Here is a 20,392-nt window from a genome sequence, read left to right as displayed (position 1 = left end):
ATGATAACTAATTGAATATTAAATAGTGTTGATTTTCCATGGCAATAATAGGTGCCTCCTATTTACTGGTGATCCTTATTTTCTCAATATGGATTTAATAATGCTTCTATTTGAAAAAAATAATTCACGAGTGTATTCTTTGCACGCTTCAACCTTAATCGGTATGGAAAAAGCAATCTTCTTAGTCTGCTGTGAATGGATAAATTATGGAAAAATCATTTTTACTTACCAATCCTAAAGCCACCGCTTTGTTAAAAAATTATTGTATGAGGTAGTAAAGATCATGTTTGAGAATTTCTCTGAAGTAGAAAAAAAATATCTAAATGAAATAAAAACAAATTTGTGGGAACAGCCTGGGACCTATTTTTTTGATCATTATCGTAGTTTTAATGAGTTTAAAAAAATAAATTACTCTATGTGGGTTGGGCAATGGCAGTATGTAAGCTCTGGTTTTTCGCAGATACTTGAAATGTTCAAGATTCTGGGTGAAGTAGCCACTTCTTTGTTTGCTTTGAATTTCGCGAATGCAGCTTCGTTGGCTCATGATGCCTCTCAAAAGTGCCAGACTGCGCTCACTAAATTAACCTTAGCTCTGGGATTTTTGTGTCTGAATCTTTGCCGTTCCCTTACTCTTTTTGTCGCTACTTTTTATCCCCAATTATTATTTGCAAGTCTGACTGTATGTTCTGCTTATCTTTATTTTATGGTCTTAGGAAATCCGCTTCTTGAAGCATTTACATTAGTGGCGAGTAGCATTTTTTTAGGTGTTATTGGGGGTTCTATTATAGGAACATTGAAGAAAAATAGTGAGTACAGGCTTACAAAAGAAAATAGGGAGGAACTGCGAAAGTTTGAGTTTTTTGTAGAGTTTTGTGAAAAAATTTTTAACGAACGAACTCAAGTTCGTGAGCGTTTTAGTGAATTTGTAGCTCAGCTTAAGTTAACTTCACAAGCATTGAACCAAGAGCAGAGATTTTTTTCTGATCCAGAATTATTAACAAAACTTAAGCGCGAACTTTTTGAAGATACCTTATTTTGTAGAGATTTTTCCGAATTAATTTTCTCCTACCCAGAGGTCTCATTTGCTCTAGCGAGTAGAGATCAGGACTATGCCAATATAATGTACAAGGAATTAACAGAACATCATGCCAAGCTCATGAGTATGGCTGAGTTATTGGCTCAAAAGATGGATAAAAACCCTGAAAATGACTCCCAAGAGTACAATTTTTTAATAACAATGAAGTGATTATTCATGTTTTAAAAATAATTAGTTATAGGTTTAATTATGAAAGAAAAAGTAAGTTCTGTACGGACTGGAAGTGTTATTAGTGTCGGTATTGTATCATTAGGAACTGTCGTGGCAGTTTGCGTTGCCCCTCCATTAGCATTGCCGCTTGGAGCTAAACTTGGGTTTGGTGTTGCAGGGCTTATTGGTAGCCTTTGGGCTGCGGGTGATACTGCCGTTAATCACTTTAGCGGTTGTGCGGCAAAAAATAAAGGAGCGGATGATGATAGAGACAGTATTATAGAGCAGCTAACCCGTCGTGTGACGAGTTTGGAAGAGGAGTTTGAAAAAGATACAAGTGCCAGGCAGAGTATAAACCAGGCAATTGACGAAGTGAGGGACCAACAAAGTACTACGGAGCACCGCCAAAATACTTTAGAACTGCAAAGAGAAATGGATAAGAAAGAGGTGGATGCCAAAATATCAATGGTTCGTGAGGAAGTTGATTCGCATGCTCGTAGAATCAGCACTCTTGAGCGCAGAACGTCTTCTCATGTAAGTAAAAGACCTACCGCCTTTCCAGGCACAAGTTTCCCGACTCCACCCGTTCAGGAACAAACAGATGACATTCCTGAGGGGGTAAGTGGTCTTTTAGCGAAACATGGATTACATCGCTTAAATCCAGAGGATAACCAACCTTCAGATGATCCATCTCCAAGTAAGAGACGAGAGCCTACAGGTCGAAGAATATAACAAATAGGTTTTATGTAAATTTCAGTCCCATTATTAGCAAGCAAGGAACTATGGAAAATGGCAAGTGCAATTAAAGTTTTAACTATTGGAACGCATGATCTTGGAGTATTACCCCGTGAAGTAAATGTTGATTATTTATCTGATATTGATTGGTTTGAGTTCAGTCAGAAACATGCTCGTGCTGCAATTCAGCCGGACCAAAATGGTGAGTATAATATTACGGATAGTATCATTGGAACCAAAACTCATGGTGAACTTTATGATAATGGCATTAAAATTTTAGAATGGCACTCTACTTCCGATGGAAAATTAATAGTTCAATCTTATACTGAAAAGCAACTCAATCTATTTGCAGACCTTAAAACAAAAGAGTGTTTTATTAATGCGAAAGGCCCTGTATATATAAAGGGCAAATTGGAAATGGAATCAATACTCGCTATTGATGCAGAAGCACTGTGGTTGGATGATGAAGTTACCTCTCAAGGCTCTATTCTATTAAAAGCGCGTCAAGGTATAGGCCTTTTAGCACCTGTCAAATCAGAAAATTTAGTTATTGATGCCGCTTATGTTCATCAAGCTGCCGATGTACACACTTCAGGACAACTTGATGTTAGTGCGCAATTTTTTAAACAAGATGCTTCCGTTAAAACGCTAGTTGATAAGTTACGCCTCGTTTCTATTGAGAGCGAAATGAAGGGTGACCTTCGGGTCAATAATGAATGTTTTTTAACCTCGAAATCATTAATTTGGGGCCAGGAATCTGAATTGTCTACCTTTAGGTTTCTAGGGGCCAATCATATTCATACGGGTAATTTACACCTTCGAGGAGATACTCAAGCTCGTATCGGAAATTCTGATCTCCCAGAGGAGGGGCTATTTCTGGTTGATGAGCAATTAGCTATTGATGAGGAAGCTGTAGTTCATGTTTTTAATACAAAGTCCTCTTTAAACGAAATAGAAAATAAAGGCGAGTTGGCGCTTGATCAATGCCATTTGGAAGCCCAGCACGTCGAGCAACAGGGTATTTTTGATGCGAAAAGCTCTCTGATAAAGCTTTCGGATTATTTTACTCATGACAATAAAGCCCTAACAGAACTTAAAAATTGTCTTTTTATTGCCCCAATAACTTACATGCATGGCCATGATTTTTCGATCCATGACAGTACTTATAAAGGAGCAGTATGTAACGTATATGCAGGATCTTTAGAATTTAATGGCCATTCAGTAATTGAAATTAAAGAGTTATTTGTAGATGAAGAGGCTGAGACGATTATTCGTGACTCAAAGCTTAAAGCAGATGCTTCGATAAAATCTATGGGACGATTGTTATTTGAAAAAGCCGATATTGAGACCAAATACTTAAGAACAATAGAGGGTCGATTAACAAGTAAAAATTCTGTTATCTCTTCGGAAGTATTACTTGAGCTCAATGGAGCTACTGATTTAAGGGAATCCCGTATTTCTGGAGATATTTTAACCTTGAATGGTGCACTGGTTATTGATAAAGCTCATTTTAAAGTTGACTCCTTGAAAATTACTTCTGAAAAAGCAAACATTAATTCTTTATTTTCTAATTCAAAATATCTGGAAATAAATGGCGGTGCTGCCGAAGAGCCCGCGTTATTTATAGGTTGTGGTTTTACGACTGCAATATTGGAATGTTCTAACCATATTCTACTTGAAAACTCGACAATATATGGCGTTTCCGAGAAAAAGATAAGTCATCTACTTCATGCTGGCTTAAGGCTTAGAAACTCAAAATTCATTACCGATGATGACATCAGAAATTACCTTAATGGCCAAATCGAATTAGAAGATAATAGTGTAATGAAGGTAAGACTTTTACATTCGCAAGGAGCAATGAAAGCCAAAGACTCGAAAGTTTGGTGCGAACGATTAAAACAAGAAGATGCAAGTATTAAATTTGAAACAAGTACTCTTGTTATTCAGGATAAGTTTAATTCACAGAGGAGTATAGTAGAGTTATCTCAAGGTTCGGTATTAGGGGCTTTTGATGTAGAGCTGATGGATCATTCCACGCTTATATTGACAGGAGAGAGTACTTTAGCTGCTGATTCTCAACTCGAAAATACGGCTGATTCAACTATTATCAGCACGGGTTCAACGGTTCATGCTAAAAAATTTACTGCATTAGGGCGTACGGAATTATGTTCTAGTCTTTTATCGGCAAAAGAATTGTCTATTTATGATCAATTTTCCGCTCATTCCATGTCTATGGTAACGGTTGAAGGACTAATTGATGTTGCATTAGAGGCCTCCGTCAAATTAGAAAAAGCGGCGTTGACAGGCGAATCTATATCGATCTTTGGCACGATGGATGCGATTAATTCGGCTATTACTGCTCAAAATGAATTAGAAGTCTTTTCTGATGCATCCGTAGCTATAGTGGGAGTGACACAAATTGAGGCGCATGACATGCACGTGAGGGGCTCACTTGCAGTACATGAGGCGCCCACGGAAGAGGCGGATCAAGAGCAAACAGACCTCGAATCAAAACAAGAAGGGCCAATGCCTTTCATCCATGTGCATCATGAGTTAACTGTTGCTGAAGAAGGCTCGATTGAGGGAACAGGAAACTTATTTATTGAGGCTGCCCATTATCAACATGAAGGAACTGTTGATCTGTCTGGAAAGCTGAAAATTATCGGAAGTGATCTGATTAATAAAGGCTCATTTTGGGCCGATAATATGCTCTTGGGGTTCGATTCTCAAGTATTTAACTCTGGTTCACTCTCTGCGGAAGAGATGGTTATCCATAGTAATTTCTTTAATGTATTAGGCCAAACCTATGCTAAAAGATCATTATCCGTAGCAGGATTTTATGGGGCGAATGCGGGTCTTATTGCCGCAAATAATTATTCAAATACTACCTTATTATCAGTCAATGCGGGTTTAATTACACCTAATTTGGCTGGAAAAGCGAGCGACATTTTCAACTTAAATAATTTGGGATCAGTAGCTAAACTTGCTGTTAGCACATTAATCCCTGGTTATAGTAATGCAATTAATTTGGGTCTAATGATTCCAGGGCTTATCAGCACTGGTAAAAGTTTTTATCACAAGATTTCAGAGTTTAACATTGATCACTATAGGCAGCTGCGAACTCATGAGCTGATGGCTGAGCTAAGTTGCTTAAAAGGACTTTTTTCTACAGCATATAGTGCTGCGAATTTGGCTTATGCTGCTTCATATGAGATGCCCAATCTAAGTGACGATTTTGCGTCTATTCAAAGTACATCTTTTGATACAACCCTATCACTTTATGATATTAAGTCAGCTGCTTCCCGCTTTGATTATAAAAATTTTGGAATGCGTTCAGCAGGAGCAGTTTTGGGTAGCTATAGTGATGATTCCTTAATTAACCTCAATTTAGGAGGAGTCTTAGTGCCCAATGCTTCAAAGAGAAGCCTTTTTAGTTTTAACTCTGGAGCGGAGTTTTCGGCATTCTCCCATAATATAAATAATCAGATATTTTTTAATAGCGGCTGGTCTGGAGGTGGGGATGCCAATTTTTCTACTCAATATGGTTATAACGAAGGATCATTAGAAGGGCTTAATCGTTTTTCCTATAGAGCCAATAGAACTGTGAATACCGGCTCAATGGGTGGAGAGCAAGCATATGTGGTTGTCGACTCGCTTGAGCAGGAAGGTAAATTACATTTAAGCCATGGTTTTGCGAAAATTGATCAATTTACTGATGTTGACGATGCGGTAACTGAGTTTTCTGATATGGTTGTTACGGGAGTTGATTATAAGTCAACGGGATATTTCGAGGGCCAAAGAACATTTTTGGATTATGAACATCAAATTAAACTGGGTGAGAATTTTACTGCCCATACTTCTCATCTTTCTCTGAAGGCTCATGATGTTACCATTGCTGGCAAAATACAACATGAAGAAGGCCTCTTTATCGAAGCAGATAAGGTTCTATTGACTGAAGATTCCGTGATTCGAGGTGAGCGAACGTCAGATGAGGAGTTGTTTGTACCTAAAGTGGCACCAGCACAAACAACGGAAGATACACAAGAAGCACCAACGACAGAGGCAGTGCTAGAAACAGAACCGGGTGAAGGAACTAACGAACAGACCACAGAGGTCAAAAAAGAGTTTAATCCTCATCATGTGTTGCAAATAAAAGCAAAAGAAGCCAAGCTTGATGGCACTATAAGCGGTGGAGATTATACGCTGATACAGGGTATAGAAACTAAGCCTGAGCCTTCTCCATCTGAAGTTACCCCGGTGAGTACGTCAGAGGACACAGCGCAGAAGCCTGCCAAATTTGATAAGCTAGTTATTGGTGAGCATGCAGATATAACGCTTAGTTATGGTTCCATTACGGGTCATCAGGTAGTGAATGATGGCCATGTGAATTTGGATAGTTTTTCTTTAGACATTGATTCCTTACAGCAAAATAATACTCAGGTTTTCGATAGATGTTCTGGTGAAGTTACCCAATTTCGTGATAGCGAAACATCCAGCACCAAGGTAACTCAAAGCGCATTAACGGGAAAGAGCCTTGTCTCAACCGGTGTTCTTGATTCTCAAAAAACCAGTTTTCACTATAGTGATGAATTCCTAACTACAAAAACCTCCGACTTCAAATCTGATGATACCTGGATTACTACCGATCATTTCCAGGTTGGAGGGAAGGTAGACTATCAACATCTTCTTTCTGTTAAAGCAGAAACAGTTACTTTGCAGGCGGGTTCTTCCATCAATGGAAAAAAGACTGCAGAGGACGAATTATTTGTTCCCCAAGAGAGTTCAGCTACGTCGGCTGATACTACAGCCCCCAAAGGTGAACCCCTTGCAGGCGACACTCCTGAGGATAAGAAAGAGTTTAAACCCCAGCATATTTTTGCTATTGAAGCTAAAAAAGTGCAGTTAAATGGTAAACTTACAGGTGGTGATTTCACCTCCATCCATGGTAAACGCATTGAAGAGGATGGGGTTGAGAAAACGGAGAAATGCGAATTATTAGAGGTAGGTGCTTCTGCGGAAATTGATCTAACTCATGGCTATGTCTCTGCTCAAACAGGGGATATTACTGGATTCGCACACCTTTCAGGTTTTGACATAGGTATTGACCGTACTAAAATCCATCATGGTGGACATTTATCGCTGGAAAAATCGGTATTTAATGGTACTGTATTAGGTAATGCCGATGGAACGTTAAGTTTAGATCATTCCAATGTTACTGTAACTGATATGATACTAAGCCAATATGGGCATGAGCATATAGTAGATTCGACCGTTACAACTAATAAATTAGTAGATTACAGCCAATTATCTTATCAAGGTCAGACTACTTTTTTCACGAAAAACTATGAACATGCGGGTAGAGTCTCCGTATCCGATTTACCTCGCTCCGGTACAGCAACTAGAAATATTTTTGCGGTGCAAGCGGATACCGCTAATTTACATGGCTCATCCAATCTGGATAATGCTATTTTTGATATTAAGCATTTCGCCGATGCCAATCAATTTATTTCTGGTAGTGGTCAATACAGTAGCTATGGTGTTTCTGGTAGTCTTGAATTGGATACCACGGATTACATGGATCTTACTCTACCTTTTTTCCGACGTTGTGATTTAACGGTAAAGGCTAGTGGTATTACCACGCACTCTGATTATATTTCAGATTATACGTTGAAGTTAATTTCCACAGATACGGATATTAATTTATTAAATACACTAAGTGGCGCTAACATTTTTGTTAAATCTGCTGGAGCGATTAGAACGAACCATCAAATTTATGCTGCTGGATTGGCTTGCTTTGAGGCTGTTGGTGGTTTTTATAACGTGGGTGGTGGTATTAATGGGAATATAGTGTCTATTAAGGCCAGTGAGATAATCAATATTACCCCAGACTCTGTTCCTGCGCCCACTAAGAAACCAAGTGGTCCCTTGGGCAAAGGTCGTGGTGCTCCCAAGTCCCCTTTTCCTCGGTCTAAGGATAAAGACAAGTCAACAGAGCCCACTCCCGATCCTTGGGGTATACCTATGGGCACTAGCGGAGTTATTAACGGGCGTAGTGAAACGTACATGGAGGCAACAAGCGGAAATATTGTGAATTGTGGAGGGGTTATTCGTGGAGGAGCATACACTCAGTTAATTGCTCAAGGGGACATCATTAATAAATGTAATGTGTCAACCCATCGAGGCCCTTATGGACGAGTGACTACCTTTGATGCAGGCTTAATCGCAGGCGGTGGTGGTTTAGCTGACACGGATGGGATTGGTCTTTATTTGAAAGCCAATGGCATGGTGCGGTCTGATGCATCTAATTTCATCGCTAATGGCTCAAATTATATTTACGGACGACACGGTATTGATTTCGAGGCAAGGCAAGAGAGCCATGTTTCAAAGGTTAAAAAAACAAAAACCTGGTATGGTAAATCCAGTGAAAGTGTTACTACAACGACTACTGTTAGCCATTCAAATGTTCAGTCTTTTGGTGGGATAAATACTTTAGTCGCTGAAGAAGGTGGAGTAACCTCTGTTGCAACCCATTTTATTTCTCCAGGTGGGACGCAAGTTTCTTCCAGGGATACCGTATTACTTTATAGTTTAAAGTCACAAACTAAAAAACATAAATCTTCAAGTAGCTTCTGGGGATTATCAAAACATTCAACCGATGAAAAACATGAGGAAGTAGCTCCCACTTTATTTGTTGATAATGGGGTGACTCGTATTTATTCTACCCAAGGAAGTATTGATGCCCGTGGCGCATATTTTGCGGGTAATGGTGATTTGGATATGCGCGCAGAGCATGGGCGCATCTCGTTTGGAACTGATCTTCTCGATCATGAGGTTATTGAAAAATCCCGAGGAATTGGTGTTTCTGTGCCTGGAATGGGAGCCTGGAGCTCGTGGAAAAGTGGTGGCTCAATTTATGATGCGATGAGTGCGGAAGATGCTACTTTGTCCAAGTTAAATTCCATGCTGGGTAGCAATAACACGACAGAGCTTTTAGCGAATGCATCCAATCTGGGGATTAACTTATATAACACCACCAGTAGTCTGATGCGCGGTTTGAGCGATCATACATTAACCAGCGAAATACTTGCACGCTATGGAATAGGTGGTACTGGTGGAAGAGGGTTTTCACCTACCATCAATGTAACAATGACCGAAAGTACCACTAAAACTAAGTACCAAACTCAAGGTGTAGGTGGTGTCAACCGAGGAGGCAATGTTTATCTGGAAGCCGGAGAAGGTATTGATTTAGAAAATGGGGTGCGGGTTCACGCAGGGGGCAATATGGTGGTCAATGCTCCTGAAATTATTGCTCGATCTGCTGAGCTTCATTCTTCAGTAGATCAAATGGTTACCAGCCAAAGTGTTGGTGTTTCTCCCACGGGGCAAATTCAAGATGCTTCTCTCGCATACTCACATACCCGCACCACTTCGACACAGCATGTTAATGCAGAACTGTCTGCTGGTGGCCATATGGAGTTAGGCTATAAAGGTGGGGCAATGCATCAGGTTACACTTGATGGTGCGCGTATTATTGCCGGCAGCCTGGATGCAAAGATTGAGCATTTGAGTATTATTGACAAGCAGGATATCAGTACTACGGAAACAGAATCAGCCCAAGTCAGTCTATCTGGACAAATATCCGCCTATGCGGGCAAAGGGAATTCCGCTGTTGTCAGAGAACATAGCGGGGTGTATGTTGCCGATAATACAGGACATTCTGTCGTCATCGACGAAGCTCATATGACCGGTAGTGAGATGCTGATTAATGGTGGCGTGGTGGAAATTACGAAACTAGTGAGTGAAAAGGTAGTTGATCATCAATCTTATTCTGGAGTTGGCGTTAGTCTTAATGTGCATGATTTACAACGGTTGGCTGGTCAGCAAGCATCTAATGTAACAGGAGAGCAAGCCATTGCCGTAGGGGAAGTCACCTTCGATAAAATAGATCGTCAGGTAGAACATACCCCTGTTGTCTATGGAGAAAATGGAGCTCAAATTGTCATAAAAGAAGTTGTGGGAGAGGTACATACCGAATCGGCAAATGGCGCAACCGTACTTAAAAACGATGAATTGCACGTGATCGTGGATGTGCCTGTGACTAATTCAGATTACATGCAAAAAAGTGTTGCGAATATTCAATCTGGAGCAGAAAAAATAGCTACTGCATTAGGGCTTAAAGGGCTTCCCGAAACTACGTCTCCAGAGCAAAGAGACCCTGTTTTACCTTCTCGTCGTGAGGAAGAGGAGGAAGAAGAAGAGGAGTTCGGAGAAAAGACGGAAAAGGATGTAGATAAAAAGGATTTGGAAAAGCCGATTTCTGAAAAGGAGGCTGCTGCTTTGCAAGAGCTTCTTTCTTTGGCGCCAAATGATAAGCTAAGTGAAATTAATGGAACCCTAAATCAAATAGACGAGGGAAAAAGGAACGGAGAAGATACCTCCTTGCTTGAAAATAAACTTAAAACCCAAATCTTATCTGCAATTAACTTAGTGGTTAAAGCTAGCTCTGAGGAAACTTGGGGTCGTCTCGCGAAAAAAATTGGTGCTGACTCAGCAGATAAGTTAGCGAAAATCTTGTCTTCTTCTGACGGGGCTGGTATTAAAGCTTACATGGGGAGTCGAGGCACTATATATATTAGCTTTATTTTTAACTTATATGGTGCATCCCTGGGGGGGGAAGAGGATGTTTGGGGTACGGCAATAAAAAATACGGCTGGAGATCTGACTATCAATTTTACTTTAAAATCAGCTACTGGTGCTTTTGCTGGTCCTATTGGTTGGATTTTAGTTGGGATAGGGGTTTTGGATACATTTCTTTATGATGAAAAGGTCGTTGAATTATTTCAAGAGCAAAGCAAATCTTTTGTTGAGGAAGGGCGTAAACAATTAGATGATGGGAACTATGACGCTGCAGCAGCTTCCATGCATCTTGCCTCGGAGCATGCTCAGGCGGCTTGGTATACTCAAGTAATTCATTATTTAGGGAACCTTGTCCCCAAGTTTGTTGAGAGAACAAATGAGCTTGGGGATTCGATAGGAGCTATATTTCCAGCCCCAATTATTCAGGAACCTAAAAAAGTGAATCGGCATTCATTTTTTGCTTCTTCAGAGGAAGTAAAGAGCGAAGAACAAACGAGATCTAATCAGTCTGTCAACGAAGTAGGTAGAACATGCGAATTCAAATAAATAAACAAATAATGGTCACCTTTTGTTTATCTTTATTTTTAAGCATCGGTTGGGCGCAAAAAACACCATGGGAAGATGTCAATGTTCGTTATTGGGAGGCTAAAAGCCTAGGTTACAGCAAAGAGGCATTACGTTTTGCAAAACAGGCTTATACGATTGCTTTAAATAAAGAAATTCAACATTTACCTATGAGCTGCTTTAATTTAGGGTATTCCTATTACATTCAAGGAAACTTTAATCAAGCGGACAAATTTTTACGTAAAGCATTGTTCTTTTTTGAAAAGTTATATGGTGAGGGTTATTCATCTGCAGGAGCATTAAATCTCCTTGCCAGGAATTACAGCAAACAAGGACAGTATGATAAGGCAGAGCATTATGCCTTAAAATCATTGAAACTTTTTGATAAAAAGTATAGTAAAGATGATGTTAAGCGAGGTCCATTTTTAGTTATTTTGGCTACAGTGTATCAAAATCAAAGTAAATTTCCTCAGGCAGAAAAGTACTATGAAGAGGCTCGGGAAATTTTAAGCAAAAAGCCATCAAAAAACATGAAGTTAAGAGCGGGGCTTTTTACTAATATGGCTGATTTTTATAGCGATATGGGTGATTACAATAAATGTGAGTTTTTGTATCGTAAAGCTTTAGCTTTGAAAGAAGAACTATACGGAAAAAATCATCCAAGTGTGGCACTGACCCTTAATAATCTGGCTTATTTTTATATACGTCAAGACTTAAATGATAAAGCAATACCGTTGTTATTACGTGCTATAAAAATTCATGAGCAACATACTGACTCTAAAGATTACACGTTAACTCCGAGTTTAGATAATCTTGGGTTAGCCTATGAGGGAATAGGGGAATATGAAAAGGCGAATCGTCTTTATGAACGAGAGTTAGCAATTTTGAATGGGCTGCAAATTAACGGCCCTGAGTATGCTACGACCTTAAACAATATGGCTCGTCTGTATCAAGTACAAGGCCGTTACGCGGAGGCAGAAAAATTATATCTGCAATCTCTGGCTATTGATCAGAAGTTTCTTCCTCTGGGGCATCGCTCCATTGGTCGAGATATGAATAATTTGGCGGGTATTTATGTAGAGCAAGGGAAGACGAAGCAATCAGAGGAATTATACCAAAAAGTTGTAACTCTCTACCAAAGCAAATTGGGTAATGAACATCCTAACACTGCCAATGCATTGTTAAGCCTTGGTACTTTTTATGTGAAACGACATAATTTCAAAAACGCCGAATCTTTATATCACCAGGCACTGGCTATTTATGAAAAGAAACTTCCAGCGGATAGTCCTTTAATCGCTAATGGGCTAAACAATTTGGCGGGCTTGTATGTGGAAGAAAAAAACTACGGTAAAGCCGAGGCACTTTATCAACGTTCATTGGCGATTAGGAAAAAAGCATTAGGGGAGGCGCATCCTTTATATGCGGAAAGCCTAAATAACTTAGGTTATGTTTATGGTGAGTTAAATCAGTATGAGCAAGCAGAGCCTCTTTATTTGCAAGCTATAGCAATTGTTGAAAAAAAGCATGGCGAAGACCATCCTTCTTTAGCGACGTACATGAACAATTTAGGCACTTTGTATTCTGAGCAGGGTAAGAAAAAGATCGCCAGGTCTTATTTTGAAAAGGCAATTGCTATTGGTATAAAAAAGTTAGGTGCTTCACATCCCACTGTTTTAGCGGCTAAGAAGAATTTAAGGATATTATGATTCTCATCCCGTATTGGATGAGTTTTTTAATATGAGCTATGAGGTTGAAAAAGAATTCCAGTGTTACGTGGCAAAACGTCTGGGCAGACTTTTTTTCTCAATATGGGGTTTAATAGTGTCTCTATTGAAAAAAATAATTCACGAGTGTATTCTTTGCACGCTTCAACCTTAATCGGTATGGAAAAAGCAATCTTCTTAGTCTGCTGTGAATGGATAAATTATGGAAAAATCATTTTTACTTACCAATCCTAAAGCCATCTGTTTAACTCTCTCCCATAATCGTCAAGCCATCGCTTTGCTCAAAAATTATTGTATGAGGGAGGAAAGATCATGTTTGAGAATTTCTCTGAAGTAGAAAAAAAAATATCTAGATGAATTAAAAACAAATTTGTGGGAACAGCCTGGGGCGTATTTTTTTGATCATTACCGTAGTTTTAATGAGTTTAAAAAAATAAATTACGCTATGTGGCTTGGGCAATGGCAGTATGTAAGCTCTGGTTTTTCGCAGATACTTGAAATGTTCAGGATTCTGGGTGAAGTAGCCACTTCTTTATTTGCCTTGAATTTCGCGAATGCAGCTTCATTGGCTCATGATGCCTCTCAAAAGTGTCAGACTGCGTTCACTAAATTAACCTTAGCTTGGGGATTGTTGTGTCTGAATCTTTGCCGTTCCCTTACTCTTTTTGTCGCTACTTTTTATCCACAATTGCTGTTTGCCAGTTTGTCTGTTTGTTCGGCTTATCTTTACTTTATGGTTTTAGGTCAGCCCTTACTTGAAGCCCTCACTTTAATATCAGCCAGTATATTCTTAGGTATTTTTGGGGGATCTATTACGGGAACATTAGCCAGAAATAGGGAGTGCATGCTTATAGAGGAAAAGAAGGAGTTGTTAGCACTGGAGTCTTTTGTGGGGTTTTGTGAAAAAATTTTTAACGAGCGAACTCGTATTTGCGAGTCTCTTCGTGAGTTTGTAGAGCACCTTAAGCCAATTTCACAAGCATTAAACCATGAGCCGCGGTTTTTTTCTGATCCAGAATTATTTGCAAAACGTAAGCTTGAGCTCTTTGAAGATATAGAGTTTTTTAAAGCGCTTTCTGAATTACTTAGCACTTATCCCGAGTGCTCGTTTGATTTAGCATGTAGAGATCAAGACTATGCCCATATGATGTATAAGGAATTAACAGAGCATCATGCCAAGGTCATGGGTATGGCTGAGTTATTAGCTCAAAAGTTAGATAAAAGCTCCGAAAATCTAACCCAAGAGCATAACTCCTTAATATCAATGTAAAAAATTTCTCGAAGAACGCGCAATGATGACATTTTCATCTAGTTAAATTAAACCAAATTCCGCAGAGGCGGGTTGGGGCTCACCTTCAATCACTGTCTTTTGTTGCACATAGTCTTCGACTTGTTTTCTAAAAGCATCTAAGCCTTCATCTGTATAAGGTGGCACATAGCTGCGGAAGGTTAGGCAGCGTAAAAAGTAGAGATCGGTTAAGGGGACATTTTTTGCTTGAAGCCAATAACTATTCCCGGCAAGTGCATCGGGGTATTGTTTCCTGACATAATCCATCGCGGTTTTATAAGCGTGGAGTTTATTCGCGCCGTTGTCCCCATTATTGTGATTTATTCTAATAATAAAATAGTTAAATGTCGGGCTTTTGGACGGGTCGATTTTTAGCTTCATGATATCTCCTTATACAATGCTCATTTTAATTTAAAGCGAATTAAATTAATTAGCAAATACAAATAGAAATAAATTGAAGCAGAAAATGCTACAACTCTCTTTAAGTTGATGAGTTTAAAATTATTTCGGCCCCTTTTTCAGCAATCATAGTTGTGGGTGCATTGGTATTGCCACTTACTAAGGTGGGCATAATGGAGGCATCAATCACTCTTAAATTCTCTACCCCATAGACTTTTAACTGTTTGGGATCCACCACTGCCATCGAGTCGATACCCATTTTACAGGTACCTACGGGATGATAAATGGTTTCTGATTTTTGCTTAATGTATTCACGAATCTGCTCTTCTGTTTTTGCTGTTTCTCCAGGCTCAAACTCTTGTGCAAAATAAGGACTAAAAGCTTGTTGTGCTAAAATTTCTCTAGCTTTTTGAAAGCCAATAACCATCGCATCCAAATCTTCTTTTTCAGATAAATAATTGGGGTCAATTAAAGGCATATCCATAGGGTTAGCACTGCGTAATTTGATTGTGCCGCGGCTTTTAGGATGTAAATAACAAGTCATTAATAAATAACCATAATGGCAAAACAAATCCCTGAGTTGGCGGGCACTATTAGTGTACATGGAGGCTGCAAAATGCCATTGTAAATCCGGGGCAACCGAGTCGGAGTTGCTTCTGGCAAAACCTACGGCCTGGGTGTAATTGCTCGTTAATTCGCCTTGACGTTTAAATAAATAAAGTGCTAATGATTTTAGATGTCGCCACAGCGCACTGGGAAGAAAACTAAATGAGTTATGTGTTTTATCCAGGCAGGTGATATGAATATCTAAATGATCGAGTAAGTTTTCTCCGACACCTGGTAAATCATGCACTAACGTGATGCCATGTTTTTCTATCTCGGCTTTAGGACCGATACCTGACAATAATAAAAGATGGGGGGAACCGATACTCCCTGCGGACAGAATCACTTCTTTGCTTGCCAGGATGTCCTGAGTGCTTCCTTTCCTTATAATACGCACTCCTTGAGCACATTTGTTTTCACAAAGAACTTTAACTGCTTGGGCATGAGTAATAATCGTTAAATTACTTCTATTTTTTATTGGATCTAAATAACCTCGAGCATTGCTCCAGCGTTTTCCGTTTTTTTGGGTGACATCAAAATAGCCCACGCCTTCGCGGAGTTCTGTATTATAATTTTCTAAAAGTGGGTAACCTGCTTGTTTTCCCGCTTGCACAAAAACCTGCATCAAGGGATTTAAATATTTAGGTTTATCAACATGAATCTTTTCTTCACGCTCAAATTTTTCAAAATAAGGACGTACTTCTTGATAGGACCATCCTTCATTGCCTAGTTGTGCCCAGTGATCATAGTCACTCGCATGTCCTCGTACATAGCACATGGCGTTAATAGAGGAACTGCCTCCAAGTGTTCGGCCTCTAGGCCAGTACATGCTTCTGTTGTTGCAATGAGCTTGAGTTGTGGTCCACAAATGCCAATTTAATTTTTTACTCCGTATGGCCATGATAATTCCCATAGGCATACGAATGAATGGATTTGTATCTGCAGGTCCGGCTTCGAGGAGACATACTGTGGTATGGGTGTTTTCGGAAAGTCTATTTGCTAAAACGCAGCCTGCGGAGCCTCCACCTACGATGACGTAATCAAAGATTTTAGGAGCTTGGGTCATTGTATGTTTATTCCGGTTATTATATTTTTATTAGGGTATAAAATAATTCACCCTGATCGTTCGCGATCCTGATTATTCTATGAAACAACATAGCCAGAACCGGAGTTCAATATATTAATTGCTCGGGCGGCGAGCATGACGATAATCGCTAAGGAAATCATTGCTTGCAGCATGCACATACATTTGGCCCAGCGCGTTAATACCGGCGTGTCTGTTGGTGAAAAGGCCGTAGTGGTATTAAAGGCGAGGAATAAATAATCGACAAAATGAGGTTTCCAATTTTTTATGTATTTCGGTATACCAGCTGTTTCCGTTAAGGCAAGTTGTGTTTGTGGAAATAAAAAGGCGGTTGAGCCCGCGCTTTCTTTGAGTTCTCTTTGCACTGGGCCACCTGCGTCTAAACTCCAGTACCATAATGCAAAAACCAGGATATTGGTTGTCCATAAAATTATGGAGGAGACGAGTAAATGGTTGGGGCCAATTTGTCCTTGGAAGGTGGCGAGGAGTAAGCGACAGACAGAAAAAATGGTATAGAGTGTAATCAGGATATTAATAGACAAAGCCAGAATGCGATTAAGTGGGGAGTTGCCGCGCCATTGACCTATTATCAGTGGGATCAGCATTACGGTTACCAACCCAATAAGTAATCCTCGTGGTCCCCAATAAAATACTTTGGGAAGGGCTTCGTAGAGTAAGCAAAACACAATCAGCGCAAGCCAAGTCGGCCAGCGCGTATTGAGGTGACTTAAACGATGAAATTTTGATTTTTTGTGATGAGATCCTTTCATCATAGCTCCAGTGGGGAATTATCCTTTTTTCACAAACTCTGATTTTAATTTCATGGCGCCAATGCCGTCAATTTTACAATCAATATCGTGATCGCCATCAACCAGTCTAATATTTTTTACTTTGGTACCTACTTTGACTACTAAAGAAGAGCCTTTGACTTTTAAGTCTTTAATTACTGTGACGGTATCGCCATCATTTAACACTTGGCCATTGGCATCTTTAATGATGCGTTCATCGCTTTGGCTTTTATCCGCGTCATGCTCATCTTGGCTCCATTCATAAGTGCATTCGGGGCAAATCAGTAAGGAAGCATCTTCATAAGTATATTCTGAGTTGCATTTGGGGCAGGGAGGTAGTGTATGCATGGGATTCCTAAACCGGTGTTAAAAAAATCAATTATAACATAAAGAATGGGATTAAGTTCAGTGGGATGAGGAATGGAAATTCGGAGGTTTTTGGGGCGATTATGGATAGAGCGTCACGTGCGCGGTCTTTGCTGAGCTTTTTAGCTCAGCCTATGCTTATTAATACATTTCATCCCACAGCAGCAATTGTTTGCCACCCTCTTTTTGGCGTTCAAATTTGTTTACATCAAGAGCAAGCGCAGGTGTTTTATTTAAATGATAGCGTTGGCAGGCTAAATGAAAGCGTTTCTTTAGTAAACTCGCAAAAATGCCTTCCCCAGACATTCTTTTGCCAAAGGTTGCGTCGTAATCCTTACCCCCGCGCATTTGTTGAATTAAACTCATGATGTGCGAGGCCCTTTGCGGGTAGTGCTTATCGAGCCATTCTCTAAATAAATCCTTAACCTCATGGGGTAGTCTGAGCAAGACATAATTGGCATGTTGGGCACCCGCTTGGCTTGCGGCTTCCAAAATCTTTTCAAGTTCGACATCGTTGATCATCGGGATAACCGGAGCAACCAGTACGCGTACGGGAATACCGTGTTCGGTAAGTCGCTTGATTGCCCGCAATCTGGCGCTTGGCATGGAGGTGCGTGGTTCCATAGTTCTTTTTAATTCTTTAGAAAGTGTAGTTAGGCTAATCGCTACACTGGCCAGGTTGTCTGCTGCCATCTCTGCTAATAGATCTAAGTCACGTTCAATCAGGGAATTTTTAGTGATGATACTGACTGGATGTTTATACGTCTTACACACTTCCAGGAGACTGCGAGTTATTTTTAGCGATGCTTCTGCGGGTTGGTAGGGATCAGTATTTGCGCCCAAGACAATCGTTTTACAGTGATAACTGGTTTTTTCAAATGTTTTGCGGAGCAGCTGGGCTGCATTTTCTTTATAAAATATCTTGGTTTCAAAATCGATACCCGGTGATAAATTAACATAAGCGTGACTGGGGCGTGCATAGCAATAAATACAACCATGCTCACAGCCGCGGTAAGGGTTGATGGATTGTTCAAAAGGCAGGTCAGGAGAGTCATTATGAGAAATAATGGATTTGGCTGTTTCTGATAAGAGCACGGTTTCTATTTCGGGTAAGAGTTCTGCCTCTAAATCCCAGCCATCATCAAAACGTTCATATTGGGTCGTTTCAAATCGGCCTTCAGGGTTACTTAAAGCACCTCTATTTTTGGTTGTAACTTTATCTTCTAAGGGCATATATAGGATGAATAAACAGCGAAACAAAGAGGTTTTTTTACCATACTGCACATAAAAAAACAAATCTGGTTTTGCCTCATCATATCTATAGAAATATCAATTGCTTTTTTGTAAAAGCTTGGTATTCTTCCCGCTCCAAAATTCTCAAGTTATGGAACTGAGGATTTACTGGAATGATCAACAGGTTATGTTGAAAAAGCAACCAATACTTATGGAAATGGAAGTTATTATGAATAAATTAGCATTAGTGTCTTCGGCATGTTTTAGCCTTTCTCTTTTAACCGGTTGTGCATCTATTGTGAGCGGCAACCAGCAAAAAATCACTGTACTTACCCCACCCGTTGAAAATGCCCGTTGCGCTTTAGAAAATAATAAAGGCAAATGGTATGTGGATCACACCCCTAATAGTATAGTGGTTCATCGCAGCAACAAGGATTTAGTACTTACCTGTGAAAAGCCTGGATATGAAAAATCGTCGACTCAAGTACAATCAAAGCTTAAAGGATTAATCTTTGGTAATATTATATTTGGAGGGGTTATTGGTGGTGGAATTGATGTAGCCACAGGTTCAGCTTTTGATTATCCTAAGGAAATTAAAGTACCAATGAAGCCATCTGCTAGAAAGAAAAAATGATGGATTAGAGTTTGTGGGGAGCTTGGAATTTTCTACTCCCCCAAACCCATTTAAAATGAATAATCAATATAGAGAATGAGGATGGGTTTATCTAATGAGTGTGGAAATAATCCCCATAGCGCCGGAGCATATTGAAGGATTTTGGTCGGCTGTGGATAGTGTAGCGCGTGAACGTAAGTATTTGGCTTTTCTCGAAGGTCCGCCAATAAACACGACTCGCGATTTTGTCTTGCAAAATATTGAAGGAAATTGGCCTCATTTTATTGCGCTCTCCGAGGGGCGTGTTATTGGTTGGTGTGACATTAGTTCACTGGACCGGCCTGTTTTTGCTCATGTTGGCTCTTTAGGTATAGGCGTATTAGCTGCTTATCGAGGGCAGGGCATTGGCAAGAAATTAATGCATGCCGCCATTCAACAGGCAGAGCAAAAAGGATTAACACGCATTGAACTTACGGTGCGTGAGGAAAATCTGCCTGCTATTGCCATGTATGAACAATTTGGATTTGTGAAAGAAGGGGTTCATAAAAATGCGGTGCGTATTGAAGGAACATATGAAAATCATATTTTCATGGCACTGTTATTCGATTGAAATGTATTTATAATCCTGCAATATATTAATGCGTTTGACAAAATCTTAAGAGAAAGCTTTAGGATGTGATGATTTGGTGATCAAGCTTGCCAGCCTCACTAAAACAAAATTATAACCACAGCAAATGGGATGAATTTCCAAAGCCTACTTTCTTGTCTAAAAGAGGCTCTTTTGGCTGTTGTTGTTACTTCGATATTAAGATTTTCCCTCACAAATCTGAACACATCGCGAAGATAATCCTAGTTAGGATTTTGTGCCTTAAGTAGACTTGAAACCTTTTGAGCCATTTTTTAGCTGTATTTGTTCCATTATGCAGCCACCTTATAATCCAGGTGGGGTAGCCTTGTCGATAAATCCAATTGAAATAAACCATAGGGTTTTACCGAATATCCAGCCCAAACTGACAATGAGATAGTTAAGCGACTTTAAGTGCCAATATTTTGTCCATATCGAATAACATATCCTGCTCTTCAATATCTTGAGTAAGTCTAGATTACAGGAT

At 39.8% G+C, this 20,392-nt stretch carries 12 protein-coding genes; 7 read left to right on the top strand and 5 right to left on the bottom strand.

Annotation, left to right across the window (positions count from 1 at the left end; all coding sequences use genetic code 11):
• Nucleotides 1–283 precede the first annotated feature (283 nt).
• From ACD661_RS05075 to ACD661_RS05055, 5 genes are all read left to right on the top strand, one after another.
• Nucleotides 284–1,246, top strand: a complete 963-nt coding sequence (locus ACD661_RS05075; RefSeq protein WP_400186766.1) for a hypothetical protein — start codon at nt 284–286, stop codon at nt 1,244–1,246.
• A gap of 39 nt (nt 1,247–1,285) precedes the next feature.
• The gene (locus ACD661_RS05070) at nt 1,286–1,978 is read left to right on the top strand and encodes a hypothetical protein (RefSeq protein ID WP_400186765.1); all 693 of its coding nucleotides are present in this window, start codon (nt 1,286–1,288) and stop codon (nt 1,976–1,978) included.
• A gap of 57 nt (nt 1,979–2,035) precedes the next feature.
• The gene (locus tag ACD661_RS05065; protein WP_400186764.1) at nt 2,036–11,164 is read left to right on the top strand and encodes a hemagglutinin repeat-containing protein; all 9,129 of its coding nucleotides are present in this window, start codon (nt 2,036–2,038) and stop codon (nt 11,162–11,164) included.
• A complete protein-coding gene (locus ACD661_RS05060) occupies nt 11,149–12,888 on the top strand; it encodes a tetratricopeptide repeat protein (protein WP_400186763.1) in 1,740 nt (579 codons plus the stop codon). The genes ACD661_RS05065 and ACD661_RS05060 overlap by 16 nt, the downstream gene beginning before the upstream one ends.
• A 517-nt stretch (nt 12,889–13,405) precedes the next feature.
• Nucleotides 13,406–14,176, top strand: coding sequence for a hypothetical protein (locus tag ACD661_RS05055; RefSeq protein ID WP_400186762.1), 771 nt, complete (start codon nt 13,406–13,408; stop codon nt 14,174–14,176).
• 42 nt (nt 14,177–14,218) lie between these two features.
• On the opposite strand, the gene ACD661_RS05050 is transcribed toward ACD661_RS05055, so the two are convergent.
• From ACD661_RS05050 to ACD661_RS05030, 5 genes are all read right to left on the bottom strand, one after another.
• Complete coding sequence (locus ACD661_RS05050) at nt 14,219–14,575, bottom strand: hypothetical protein (RefSeq protein WP_400186761.1); 357 nt, start codon at nt 14,573–14,575, stop codon at nt 14,219–14,221.
• Between the two features lie 100 nt (nt 14,576–14,675).
• The gene (locus tag ACD661_RS05045) at nt 14,676–16,262 is read right to left on the bottom strand and encodes a GMC family oxidoreductase (RefSeq protein WP_400186760.1); all 1,587 of its coding nucleotides are present in this window, start codon (nt 16,260–16,262) and stop codon (nt 14,676–14,678) included.
• 77 nt (nt 16,263–16,339) lie between these two features.
• Nucleotides 16,340–17,053, bottom strand: a complete 714-nt coding sequence (locus ACD661_RS05040; protein WP_400186759.1) for a hypothetical protein — start codon at nt 17,051–17,053, stop codon at nt 16,340–16,342.
• 15 nt (nt 17,054–17,068) lie between these two features.
• Nucleotides 17,069–17,416 (bottom strand): zinc ribbon domain-containing protein YjdM, encoded by a 348-nt coding sequence (locus tag ACD661_RS05035; protein WP_400186758.1) that lies wholly within the window; start codon nt 17,414–17,416, stop codon nt 17,069–17,071.
• Nucleotides 17,417–17,575: 159 nt separating this feature from the next.
• Entirely contained in the window at nt 17,576–18,667 is a 1,092-nt protein-coding gene (locus tag ACD661_RS05030; RefSeq protein WP_400186757.1) for a PA0069 family radical SAM protein, read from the bottom strand.
• A 229-nt stretch (nt 18,668–18,896) separates the two neighbouring features.
• On the opposite strand from ACD661_RS05030, the gene ACD661_RS05025 reads away from it, so the two are divergent.
• Both ACD661_RS05025 and ACD661_RS05020 read left to right on the top strand, forming a co-directional pair.
• On the top strand, nt 18,897–19,301 hold the full coding sequence (locus tag ACD661_RS05025; RefSeq protein ID WP_400186756.1) for a hypothetical protein: 405 nt from the start codon (nt 18,897–18,899) through the stop codon (nt 19,299–19,301).
• A 94-nt stretch (nt 19,302–19,395) separates the two neighbouring features.
• Complete coding sequence (locus ACD661_RS05020) at nt 19,396–19,890, top strand: GNAT family N-acetyltransferase (protein WP_400186755.1); 495 nt, start codon at nt 19,396–19,398, stop codon at nt 19,888–19,890.
• Nucleotides 19,891–20,392 lie beyond the last annotated feature (502 nt).

Origin of the sequence: Legionella lytica (assembly GCF_044626755.1) — a bacterium.
Lineage (GTDB): Bacteria > Pseudomonadota > Gammaproteobacteria > Legionellales > Legionellaceae > Legionella > Legionella lytica_A.
This window is presented reverse-complemented; position numbering and strand designations above follow the sequence as displayed.